Source organism: Actinomadura geliboluensis, assembly GCF_005889745.1.
GTDB classification, from domain to species: Bacteria; Actinomycetota; Actinomycetes; order Streptosporangiales; family Streptosporangiaceae; genus Spirillospora; species Spirillospora geliboluensis.
The window spans coordinates 1-10,868 of record NZ_VCKZ01000315.1; the positions used below are offsets into that span (position 1 = coordinate 1).

The window sequence follows — 10,868 nt, forward strand, 5'->3', positions numbered from 1 at the left end:
CTTCTCCAGCATGCGCAGCGCGTGCACGGCGACGAGGGGGTCGTCCGCGCCGATCTGCACCCACAGGTCGCCGCCGCCTCGCGCCGGGTCGAGCGCGTCGGCGGAGAAGGGCGGCATCTCCACCAGGGCGTCCGGCATGCGGTCCGCCAGTCCGGTCTTGCCGAAGAACGAGCGGCCGAACCCGAACGTCACGGTCAGCGAGGACGGTCCGGCGTCGCGGGCGACCTGGTCGTCCCCGGCGGGCGGCCGCCCGGCCGCCATCGCCTCCGCCGCCGCCGACCAGCGGCGCAGCAGCGCCGCCGCGGCGGCCCGGCCCGCGCCGGGCCGCAGGTCGAACGCGGCGAGGTGCCCGCACGCCTGGAGCGGCGTGAGGATCCCGGCCTGGTGGCGCCCGTGGAACGGGACGGCCGTGCCGCCGACGGCGGTGAGCGGCGTCCCGGCGTCGCCGGGGCGCCGGTACCCGGCGAGACCGCCGGCGGCCAGCCCGGCGGCCCCGGCGCCGCCCGCCGTGCCGAGCAGCCGCCGCCGGGTGATCCCCTTCGGCGCGGTCATCGGGCGGGCCGGTAGGAGGCGGGCCGCACCGGCGCCTGCACGGTGACGGGGGACGAGGTCGCGAACCGCAGCGTCATCGTGACGGTCTCGCCGGTCACCGGCTTGCGGGCCAGCCCGATGAACATCACGTGGTAGCCGCCGGTGCTCAGCACCAGCCGGCCGCCCGCCGGGACGGTCAGCGGACCGGCCTCGGCCATCGCCCCGTTCGGCTTCGTGGTGTGCACGGTGACGTGCTTCGCGAGGTCGCTGGTGACGCCGGTCAGGGTGTCGTCATCCCGTCCGGTATTGGCGATCGTGAAGTAGCCGGCCGCCATGTCGCTCATCGGCGGCTCCTTCACGTACGCGCCGCTCACCGCGAGGCGCGGGCCGTCCGGGGTTTCCTCTGTGTCCGAGGCGCAGGCGGCGGTTCCGGCGGCGGCGAGGGCAAGGGCCGCGAGCGCGGCGGCCGGGCGCCTCATACCGTCCCCCCGATGAGCTTCGGGAGGTCGGCGGCGTACTGCCGCGTCGTCGTCCCGGACGTGTAGACCAGATGGCCCTTGTCGTCGGCGGGCGAGAAGGCCAGCACCTGGGCGCCGTGGGTGACCTCGTAGCTCCCGTCGGCGTTCTTCACCGGCTTCTCCACGGCGATGCCGAGGGCCCGTGCCGCCTGCTGGATCTCGGCGAAGTCGCCGCTCAGCCCGATGAAGCGCGCGTCGAACGCGGCGAGCCAGGAGCGCAGCCGCTTCGGGGTGTCGCGGGCCGGGTCGGTGGTCACGAAGACGACCTGGAGCTTGCGCTGGTCGGCCGCCGGGAGTTCCTTCACCGCGTTGGCGATGTCGGCCAGCGTCGTCGGGCAGACGTCGGGGCAGTGGGTGTAGCCGAAGTACAGCAGCACCGGCCTGCCGGCCGTCGCCTTCACCAGGTCGAACGGGCGGCCCCGGTCGTCGGTCAGCGCCAGGGCGGGCTTCGCCAGCGGTCGGTCGAGCTTGATCGCCGTACCGGACGAGGACGAGGACGGGGACGCGGTCGTCGCGGCGGCCGGACGGCTCTCGGCCGGGGAACCGCCGCACGCGGACACGGCGAGCGAGAGCGCTGAGACCGCCGCGACCGCGGCGGCCATCCGGACGGGCACGGCCGTCCGGGGGGAGGCGTGCAGAAGGGCACGCATGAAGCCTCCAAGGAGAGGGAGTGAGGAGCGTCGGCGACGCACGGGCGAGCACGCCGCGCCTCCGGGCGCGGCGTATCAGGGTCGGCTCAGGCCATCGCCGGGACGGGCGGGCCGCGCCGGACCACGGCGTGGTCCAGCAGCGGGGTCTCGCCCCGTCCGGTCTCGTCCTCGGTGCGGCGGCGCGCCATGACGCGCGCGTCCAGGAGGCGGAGCAGGGGGAGCCGCGCGAAGAGCGCGGTCAGGAGCGCGGCCAGCGGACCGGCGAGGGCGCCGGCCGTCCGCCGCGAGAGCCGCACCATTCGCCAGGCGGCGCGCTCGCCGCGGTGCAGGACCCAGCCGAGCAGGAACGCGGCGGCCAGGTGCAGGGCGAACATGTCCGGGCCGGGCATCAGCTCCACGCCCGCGCCGTGGTGGCCGGGCATCGCCGGGGCGTCCCGCATCGCCCGCTGCTGGCCCGCGCAGAAGACCGCGTGCAGGACCATCTGCCCGCACAGCAGCATCGCGATGATGGCGGGCCGCGACCGCTCCCGCCCGGCCAGCGGAGCCGCCAGGCAGAGCGTGCCCGCCCACCCGGCCGCGAGCGTCCACCACGGGAGCCCGGTCCCGGAGGCCGCGGCGTGCGCGGACGCCGACACGGCCGTGCACACGCCGGCGAACGCCGCCGACCTCAGCAGCCGCATGCCGCCGTCGGCGCGCTCCCTGTCGCTCGCGGTGTCCGGACCCATGTACTACGAACCGTAGTACATGGGTGGTGGTTGATGGTGAAAGGGGCGTTGACGGGGCGCGCGGGGCGTCCTTACGTTCGACTGAAAGCGCTTTCTGGCGTGTGGAAAGCCCCCCGCCTCACCCCCCGAGGGAGTCGCCGTGAGAGTCACAGGCCGCCTGCTCCTGCTGCCCGCCGTCCTCGCCGGCGCGGTCGCCGCCGCCGTGCCGGGCGCGGTCGCCACCGCGCCCGCGTCGCTCGCCGCCGCCGCCCGCCAGGCCGAGGACCTCGACCGCGGGCTGATCAGCGTCCGCTCCGGCGACGGCAACTACGTCGGATGGCGGCTGCTCGGCACCGACCCGTCCGCCACCGCGTTCGCCCTGTACCGGGGGTCGTCCCGGATCGCCACCGTCACCGGCTCGACGAACTACTGGGACCAGGGCGCGCCCGCGGACGCCTCCTACACCGTCCGGCCGATCGTGAACGGGAGCGAGGGCGCCGCGTCGGAGGCGTCCCTGCGCTTCGGCGACGGGTACCTGGACGTCCCGATCCAGCGGCCGGGCTCCGACTACAGCGCCAACGACGCGAGCGTGGGCGACCTCGACGGCGACGGGCGCCTGGAGATCGTGCTCAAGTGGGACCCCTCCAACTCCAAGGACAACTCCCAGAGCGGCTACACCAGCGACGTCTACATCGACGCGTACCGGCTGGACGGCACCCGCCTCTGGCGGATCGACCTCGGCCGCAACATCCGCGCCGGCCAGCACTACACCCAGTTCCAGGTGTACGACTATGACGGCGACGGACGCGCCGAGATCGCCATGAAGACGGCGGACGGCACGGTCGACGGCACCGGCCGGGTCATCGGGAACGCCTCCGCCGACCACCGGAACTCCAGCGGCTACATCCTCAGCGGCCCCGAGTTCCTCACCATGTTCGACGGGCGGACGGGCGCCGCGCTGCAGTCCGTCGACTACGTGCCCGCGCGCGGCAACGTCGCGTCCTGGGGCGACTCGTACGGCAACCGCGTCGACCGGTTCCTCGCCGGGACCGCCTACCTGGACGGCTCCCGGCCCAGCCTGATCATGGCGCGCGGCTACTACACCCGCACGGTGATCGCCGCCTGGGACTGGCGGGACGGGCACTTCACCCGCCGCTGGACGTTCGACACCGACAGCTCCACGAACACCGGGCGCGGCTACGACGGGCAGGGCTCGCACAGCCTGTCCGTCGGCGACATCGACCAGGACGGCCGCGACGAGATCGTCTACGGCGCGATGGCGGTGGACGACAACGGCTACGGCCTGTGGACGACCCGCACCGGCCACGGCGACGCCCAGCACCTCGGCGACTTCGACCCGGCGCGGCCGGGCCTGGAGTACTTCAAGGTCAGCGAGTCGTCGAGCCAGCCGTCGTCGCTCTACATCGACCCGCACAACGGGCAGGTGCTGTGGCAGACGTCAGCGTGCTGCGACAACGGCCGGGGCGTCGCCGGCGACATCTGGACGGGACGGATCGGTGCCGAGTTCTGGTCGTCCTCGGTGTCCGAGCTGCGCAGCGTCACCGGCAACAACGCGGGGCGCAAGCCGTCGTCCGCCAACTTCCTCGCCTGGTGGGACGCGGACCCGGTGCGGGAACTGCTGGACGGGACGCACATCGACAAGTACGGGTCGTCCGGCGACACCCGGCTGCTGACCGGGTCGGGCGTGCACTCCAACAACGGCACCAAGGCCGTCCCGTCGCTGAGCGGCGACATCCTCGGCGACTGGCGCGAGGAGGTCGTCTGGCCGTCCGGTGACGACACCCGGCTCCGGATCTACACGACCCGGGACGTCACCGACCGCAAGATCTACACGCTGCTGCACGACACGCAGTACCGGACCGGCCTGGCCTGGCAGAACACCGCCTACAACCAGCCGCCGCACCCGAGTTTCTTCCTCGGGGACCGCATGTCCGCTCCGGTGCAGCCGCAGATCTACGTGCGCTGACGAGGACGCTCCCCCCTTCACCCGGCCGGCCGTCGGCGCGACGGCCGGCTTCCTCGTGCGCGCGTGAAAAGTGCCGAACCCCAGCTCGTCCGTCGGCAGATCCCGCCAATCTTCGGAAGGGCGCCGGTCTGGTTCGGTTTCCTGCCTGGGCTGGTCATGCCGGGCCCGGGGCGGCCGTCCCGACGGAGGGTTGAACGCGGGCGGACGGCGGGTTACCGTGCGCCTAACCGATAGGAAAGTTTCCTATCCGATGGAGTCTCTCATGCCCCGCTCCCCTCCATCGCCGGGTGGCAGCCGCGCGTCCATGACCACCCCGCTCACCCAAGGACCCCCCGCCATGAAGAAGTCAGCACGCAGGTTCGCCGCCGTCGCGGCGGGCCTCGGAGTCGCCCCCCTCGTCGCGGTCGTCCTCCCGGCGACCGCCGCCCTCGCCCACGGCTACGTCTCGGCCCCGATGAGCCGGCAGGCCCAGTGCGCGCAGCGCATCGTCCAGTGCGGCTCGATCCAGTGGGAGCCGCAGAGCGTCGAAGGGCCGAAGGGCCTGCGGAGCTGCAGCGGCGGCAACGCCCGCTTCCGCGAGCTCGACGACGACAGCCTGCCGTGGCGCGCCACGACCGTCGGCAACACGGTGACCTTCACCTGGACGTTCACCGCCCGGCACCGCACCCTCAACTACGAGTACTACGTCGGCGGCCGGCGCGTCGCGGTCGTCGACGGCCACGACCAGCAGCCGCCGTCCAGCGTCTCCCACAGCGTCAACCTCGGCGGCGTCAGCGGACGGCAGAAGGTGCTCGCGGTCTGGAACATCGCCGACACCGCCAACGCCTTCTACGCCTGCGTCGACGTCCAGGTCCAGTGACGGGGGAGTGACGAGGTGCACCGCTTCCTGACGGCGCTAGCCGCCGTGCTGCTCGCGGCCGGGGTGCTGCCGGCCGTCCTGCCCGCCCCGCCCGCCGCCGCCGCGGACTGCGCGGCGGCCTGGAACGCCTCGACCGCCTACACCGGCGGGGCGACCGTGTCCTACAACGGGCACAACTGGGCGGCGCGGTGGTGGACGCAGAACGAGACCCCCGGCAGCGCCTACGTCTGGACGGACCAGGGGACGTGCGGCGGCGGCTCCACCGAGCCGCCCGATCCGCCCGACCCCTCCGGCTTCGTGGTCGGCGAGGCCCAGTTCGACCAGATGTTCCCGAGCCGCAACTCCTTCTACACCTACCGCGGCCTGACCGCGGCGATGGCGTCGTTCCCCGCCTTCGCCACCACGGGCGGCGACACGGTGAAGAAGCAGGAGGCGGCGGCCTTCCTCGCCAACGTCAACCACGAGACCGGCGGTCTCGTCCACATCGTCGAGCAGAACACCGGCAACTACCCGCACTACGCGACGCGAGCCAGCCGTACGGGTGCCCGGCCGGTCAGGCGGCCTACTACGGCCGCGGTCCGATCCAGCTGAGCTGGAACTTCAACTACAAGGCGGCGGGCGACGCCCTCGGCATCGACCTGCTGAACAACCCGTGGCTCGTCGAGCGGGACGCGTCCGTGGCCTGGAAGACCGGTCTCTGGTACTGGATGACCCAGAACGGTCCCGGGACCATGACCGGGCACAGCGCCATGGTCAACGGACGCGGCTTCGGCGAGACGATCCGCAGCATCAACGGCGCCCTGGAGTGCGACGGCAGGAACCCGGCGCAGGTCCAGAGCCGAGTGAACGCCTACCAGCGGTTCACGCAGATCCTCGGCGTCCCGGCCGGCGGCAACCTGACCTGCTGACGCCCGCGGACGGACGGACGGCCCGCGCCCGGCACCCCGGGCGCGGGCCGTCCCGTGTCAGCGCATGTCAGTGCGTGTCGAGCCATTCGAGGGCGGCGACGGTGAGCGCGGTGACGCCGGTGTCCAGCGTGGGCTGGATGACGGGGGCGAACTGGGGCGAATGGTTCACGGGCACGTCCCGCTGGACGGTGCCCCGCTCGGCGGCCTCGGCGTAGCGGGCGGGGTCGATCCCGCCGATGCCCCAGTAGGCGAACGGCACGTCCAGCGCCTTGGGGATCTCGCTGAAGTCCTCGCTGGCCGTCTGCAACTCGATCTCGTGGGAGTCGTCGCCGAAGCGGGCGGCGAACGCCCGCGCGAGGCGTCCGGCCACGTCGGCGTCGTTGACGGTCGGCGGGAAGGTGCCGAAGCGTTCGATGTCCGGCTCGCGCGGCGCGCCGGAGGCCGCGGCCTCGGCGTCGACATGGCGTTTCACCGCGTCGAGGACGTGCCGCCGCGTCACGTCGTCGTAGGTGCGGATGTTCACGAGCAGCACGGCCGTGTCGGGGATGACGTTGGGGCTCGACCCGGCCTGGACGGCGCCCACGGTCACCACGGCCGGGGTGGTGGGAGTCAGCTCGCGGGACACGATCGTCTGCAGCCGCAGCACGCACATCGCCGCCATGACGACGGGGTCGACGGTCGCCTGCGGCATGGAGCCGTGGCCGCCGCGCCCGTACAGGGTGATGCGCAGGCTGTCGGCGGCGGACAGGAACGGGCCGGGCCGCACGCCGACGTACCCGGCCGGGTAGGGCAGGACGTGCTGCGCGAACGCCACGTCGGGACGCGGGATCCGGTCGGCCAGGCCGTCCTTCACCATGGCGCTCGCACCGGCGGAGTTCTCCTCGGACGGCTGGAACAGCGGGACGACCGTGCCCCGCCAGGCGTCCCGCGCGTCCGCCATGAGGCGGGCGAAGCCGAGCAGGCAGGTGACGTGGACGTCGTGCCCGCAGGCGTGCATCACGGGCTGGGGCCGCCCGTCGTCGCCGGTGACGGTCGCGGTCGAGGCGTAGGGGAGGCCGGTGTCCTCCTTGACGGGGAGGGCGTCCATGTCGGCGCGCAGCAGCACGGTCGGGCCGTCGCCGTTGGCGAGGACGCCCACCACGCCGGTGCCGCCCACGCCGTCGGTGACGTCGTACCCCCACGCGCGGAGCCGCTCGGCCACCCGTCCGGCCGTGCGGTGCTCGGCCAGGCCGAGTTCAGGGTGCGCGTGGAGGTCGGTGTAGAAGTCCTCCAGGTGCGGGCGGGCGTCGTCCAGCCCGGCGAGGACGGTGTCGACGGTGTCGGTGGTCATGGCCTCTCCCCCCTTCGCGTTCCGCGCCGCCTCCTGCGCCGGACCCTGCGCAGCGCGGTGGACTGCTCCAGCGCCAGCCCGCCGGGAAGCTGCCAGCCGCGGCGGTGGGCGATCATGCGGAAGGCCAGCCCCAGCGGGATCCCGACGATGATCCCGATCGTCGGCGCCTTCAGGTAGAAGCAGACGGTGTACACGGCGGCGACGGCGACGGCCACGGTCGCGTAGAGCGCGTTGCCGCCGAGCACGCTCGGCACCCGGCCGCGCAGCAGGTCGCGGACCGCGCCGCCCCCGACGGCGGTGATGGTGCCCAGCAGCACCGCGGGCAACCATCCGAGGCCGGCGGCGAGGGTCTTCTGCGCGCCCGCCACCGCCCAGAAGCTGATGACGGCGGCGTCCAGCGGGGTGAAGAGCCGGTCCCACTGCTCCTCGCTGAGGCTGATCAGGAACGCGAGGAACGCGCCCGCGAACGCGGTCGGCAGGTAGGCGGCGTCCGTCAGGGCCACCGGGGTGCCGTGCTGGAGCAGGGTGTCGCGGATGATGCCGCCGCCGAGCCCGGAGATGGTGCCGACGACGAGGTAGCCGAACAGGTCGAGGCCCTCGGCGCGCGCGACCACGCCGCCCAGCAGCCCGCAGGCGAGCACCCCGGCCAGGTCGAGATAGCGCGTGATGGTGTTGAGCGTCTCCGGAGACAGCCACTCGGCCACGTCCGCCCTCCCGATCTTCGGCCCTCCATCATGGACGTGCCCCGAACGGCGCGGGACATCGCGCCCGGTCAGCCGCGGATGTAGCCGATGACGAGGCCGGCGAGCTCGTCCACCATCCGCTCGTGCGGGATGGGCGGCCGGTCCAGGACGTACTTGATGGACAGCAGCCCGACGGTCTCGGTGATGATCCACAGCGTCGCGTCGATGTCGAGGTCGGGGCGGAACTCGGCCCGGTTGAGCAGCAGGTAGACGCGGACGAGGTCGGTCAGCCGCCGCTGCAGCGCCGCGAGCTTGTCGAACGGGCCGAGCCGCGGCACCTGCTCGACGATGATGCGCAGCAGGTCGGCGTTCTCCTCGAACAGCCGGATCTGGACGTCCAGCAGCGCCCGCCCGGCGTCCTCCCAGGGCAGGCTCATCGTGGTCTCGATCTCGGCGCCGAGCCGGTCGGCGAGACGGTCGGCGAACCGGTCCAGGACGGCGATGACGATCGCGTCCTTGTTGGGGAAGTACTGGTACAGCGACCCGTTGCTGATTCCGGCGGCCTTGGCGATCCGGTTGGTGGACGCGCCGTCGTAGCCGCGCTCGGACAGAACGCGAGTGGCGGCCTCCAGGATGCGTTCGACGGTGCGGCGCGAACGGTCCTGCGAGGGGATCCTGCGGGGCGACAGCCCAGGTGAGGAGGCCATCGGCCGGTCCTCCCGAAACGCGACTTGTAAGCGACTGCTTATTCGCGTTTAGCTTAACCCAGTCGCTTCGTCAGGAGGTAGCGCAGATGACGGTGACCGATGGGACGCCCGCGAGCCCGCCCGCCGACCCGGACGGCGGGGCCGAGAGGGAGCGCCCCGGCGAGCCCGTCCCGTTCGGACCGGGGTCGCTGCTGTGGGAGCAGATGGGGCTCTACACGTCGGCGATCGCGGGCAACAGCGTGTTCATCCTGCAGGTCATGCACCCGGCGATCGGGACCGTCGTCGACCGGCGGTCGAGCTTCCGCACCGACCCGCTCGGCCGCGCGGCGCGCAGCTTCGCCTCGGTGCAGACCTGGGTGTACGGCGGCCGCACCGCCATCGAGGAGGGGCGGCGGCTGCGCGAGATGCACAAGACGCTCAGCGCGGTGGACGAGGACGGGCGGCGGCACCACGCGCTGTCGGCCGAGCCGTGGGCGTGGGTGCACCTCACCGGCTTCTACGCCGCCGTCACCGCGTCGAAGTACTTCGCGCCCGCGCCGATGACCCCTGAGGAGGAGCAGCAGATCTTCGACGAGTTCCTCCAGCTCGGCCGCATCCTGCGGGTGCCGGAGCGGATGCTCCCGGCGAGCATCCCCGAGTACTGGGAGTACTTCGACGACATGGTGGCCAACACCCTCGTCCCGCACAAGGTGGCGTACGAGGTGCTCGCGCAGATGAGCCAGGTCCCGCCGAACGTGCCGCGGCCGCTGCGCCCGGCGGTCGCGCCGCTGAGCGAGGCCGGCGGGCGGCTCGGACGGCTGATCACGATCGGCACCCTCCCGGAGGCGGCGCGCGCGAAGCTCGGCCTGTCCTGGACCGCGTCGGACGAGCGCCGGCTGCGGCTCGCCGCGCGCGTCATCGGGCGGAGCACGCCGCTGCTGCCGGAACGCGTCCGGTACATGCCGATCGCCTACCGCGCCCGGCAGGCCGCCCGCGCCCAGGAGCGCCTGGAGCGCGCCCTCGCCCACCGTCCCATGTGAGCGCCCCTCCGATGTGACCCGCGGACGACGAGCTGCGCGACTTCTGCATCGGCTAGGTGGCGGCGGCCTTGCCGCGCGTCCGGTACGCGGCGGTGCCGAGGACCGCCGCGCCGGCCGCGAAGGCGGCCACCACGACCGGTGCGGACCCGAGCCGCTGGTACCGCTGCGCCTCCTCGGGGTCGTCGGGGTCGTAGAGGACCTCGATCTCCGCGCCCTTCTTCACGTCCTCGGCGTGCCGCTCGTCCATGACGGTCAGGATCTTCCGGCCGTCGCGGGTGGTGTACCGGAGGCCGAGGAACTTCGGGTACTCGTGCGCGTGGACGGACACGACCCGCGCGGTCACCTTGTGCTTGCCCCACTGGTCCAGGGCCGCGCCGACCGCGCCGCCGCCCCACGTCACCGCGATCAGCCCCAGCGCGACGGCACCGAACACGAAGCCCACATGAACGCCGCGCCGGAGCCGCGGCCTCGTCCTCACCACACCGGTTCGACGCGGCGCGGCGATCATGTGTTCCGGATTGGGCGGTGATTGGCGCAATGTGTCCGGTTGTCGCGCCGGGTCAGCCGAGGACGGGGAAGTTGCTGCGGAACGTCCCGCGCGGGTCGCGGGCCCGCTTGAGGGTCCGGAGCCGCTCCAGGGCCGGGGCGGTGAAGGCGGCTGCCGCGCGCTCACCCGGGGCCAGGAAGGTGAACGGCTTGCGGCCCGTGACGTGCGGGGCGAGCGCGTCCGCGATCTCCCGCTGGCGGTCGCGGACGGCGGCGCCGCCGTCCGCGCCGGGGATGCCGAACATGTAGAGGGCGAACGGCTCGTCCAGGTGCCCGGCGGGCGTGCCGGACGGGCGGGCGAGCGCCCCGCCGAGGTGCCGGACCTGGACGCTGAGGAGCGGCGCGACGGGCCGTTCCAGCAGGGCGGCGGCGACCTCGTCGTCCAGGCCGGTGAGGAGTTCGGCGCGGGACAGGCCGGGGCCGGGG

Annotated in this window: 13 protein-coding genes and 1 pseudogene; 5 read left to right on the forward strand and 9 right to left on the reverse strand. The window is 73.3% G+C overall.

Going from position 1 to position 10,868, the window contains the following annotated elements:
* The 4 genes from ETD96_RS32385 to ETD96_RS32400 all read right to left on the reverse strand — a co-directional run.
* A partial coding sequence (locus tag ETD96_RS32385; protein ID WP_171069343.1) for a Dyp-type peroxidase domain-containing protein occupies positions 1–552 on the reverse strand: 552 nt, incomplete at its 3' end.
* Entirely contained in the window at positions 549–1,010 is a 462-nt protein-coding gene (locus ETD96_RS32390; RefSeq protein WP_138640293.1) for a copper chaperone PCu(A)C, read from the reverse strand. The genes ETD96_RS32390 and ETD96_RS32385, both read right to left, overlap by 4 nt.
* Entirely contained in the window at positions 1,007–1,699 is a 693-nt protein-coding gene (locus ETD96_RS32395) for an SCO family protein (RefSeq protein WP_171069344.1), read from the reverse strand. The genes ETD96_RS32390 and ETD96_RS32395 overlap by 4 nt, the downstream gene beginning before the upstream one ends.
* Before the next feature lie 86 nt (positions 1,700–1,785).
* Positions 1,786–2,424, reverse strand: coding sequence for a hypothetical protein (locus ETD96_RS32400; RefSeq protein ID WP_138640294.1), 639 nt, complete (start codon positions 2,422–2,424; stop codon positions 1,786–1,788).
* 139 nt (positions 2,425–2,563) lie between these two features.
* Here ETD96_RS32400 and ETD96_RS32405 point away from each other — a divergent pair, with 139 nt between their 5' ends.
* The 4 genes from ETD96_RS32405 to ETD96_RS47725 all read left to right on the forward strand — a co-directional run bounded on the left by ETD96_RS32405 (position 2,564) and on the right by ETD96_RS47725 (position 6,157).
* Positions 2,564–4,390, forward strand: coding sequence for a rhamnogalacturonan lyase (locus tag ETD96_RS32405; protein ID WP_171069345.1), 1,827 nt, complete (start codon positions 2,564–2,566; stop codon positions 4,388–4,390).
* A gap of 337 nt (positions 4,391–4,727) precedes the next feature.
* Positions 4,728–5,249, forward strand: a complete 522-nt coding sequence (locus tag ETD96_RS32410) for a lytic polysaccharide monooxygenase auxiliary activity family 9 protein (RefSeq protein ID WP_138640296.1) — start codon at positions 4,728–4,730, stop codon at positions 5,247–5,249.
* 15 nt (positions 5,250–5,264) lie between these two features.
* A complete protein-coding gene (locus ETD96_RS47720) occupies positions 5,265–5,840 on the forward strand; it encodes a glycoside hydrolase family 19 protein (RefSeq protein ID WP_274704660.1) in 576 nt (191 codons plus the stop codon).
* The gene (locus tag ETD96_RS47725) at positions 5,831–6,157 is read left to right on the forward strand and encodes a chitinase (RefSeq protein WP_274704661.1); all 327 of its coding nucleotides are present in this window, start codon (positions 5,831–5,833) and stop codon (positions 6,155–6,157) included. The genes ETD96_RS47720 and ETD96_RS47725 overlap by 10 nt, the downstream gene beginning before the upstream one ends.
* Before the next feature lie 67 nt (positions 6,158–6,224).
* Here ETD96_RS47725 and ETD96_RS32420 read toward each other — a convergent pair whose 3' ends face one another.
* The 3 genes from ETD96_RS32420 to ETD96_RS32430 all read right to left on the reverse strand — a co-directional run bounded on the left by ETD96_RS32420 (position 6,225) and on the right by ETD96_RS32430 (position 8,877).
* A complete protein-coding gene (locus ETD96_RS32420) occupies positions 6,225–7,487 on the reverse strand; it encodes an amidohydrolase (protein ID WP_138640297.1) in 1,263 nt (420 codons plus the stop codon).
* On the reverse strand, positions 7,484–8,191 hold the full coding sequence (locus ETD96_RS32425; RefSeq protein WP_138640298.1) for a trimeric intracellular cation channel family protein: 708 nt from the start codon (positions 8,189–8,191) through the stop codon (positions 7,484–7,486). The genes ETD96_RS32420 and ETD96_RS32425 overlap by 4 nt, the downstream gene beginning before the upstream one ends.
* Before the next feature lie 68 nt (positions 8,192–8,259).
* Complete coding sequence (locus ETD96_RS32430; protein ID WP_138640299.1) at positions 8,260–8,877, reverse strand: TetR/AcrR family transcriptional regulator; 618 nt, start codon at positions 8,875–8,877, stop codon at positions 8,260–8,262.
* Positions 8,878–8,963: 86 nt separating this feature from the next.
* On the opposite strand from ETD96_RS32430, the gene ETD96_RS32435 reads away from it, so the two are divergent.
* Positions 8,964–9,896 carry an oxygenase MpaB family protein gene (locus ETD96_RS32435; protein ID WP_138640300.1) on the forward strand — a complete coding sequence of 311 codons (933 nt, stop codon included), beginning with the start codon at positions 8,964–8,966 and terminating at the stop codon, positions 9,894–9,896.
* Between the two features lie 52 nt (positions 9,897–9,948).
* Here ETD96_RS32435 and ETD96_RS32440 read toward each other — a convergent pair whose 3' ends face one another.
* Together ETD96_RS32440 and ETD96_RS45215 are read right to left on the reverse strand one after the other, a co-directional pair.
* Positions 9,949–10,374 carry a DUF3592 domain-containing protein gene (locus tag ETD96_RS32440; protein WP_138640301.1) on the reverse strand — a complete coding sequence of 142 codons (426 nt, stop codon included), beginning with the start codon at positions 10,372–10,374 and terminating at the stop codon, positions 9,949–9,951.
* A gap of 82 nt (positions 10,375–10,456) precedes the next feature.
* Positions 10,457–10,868, reverse strand: a pseudogene (locus ETD96_RS45215) (FAD-linked oxidase); the annotation flags it as partial.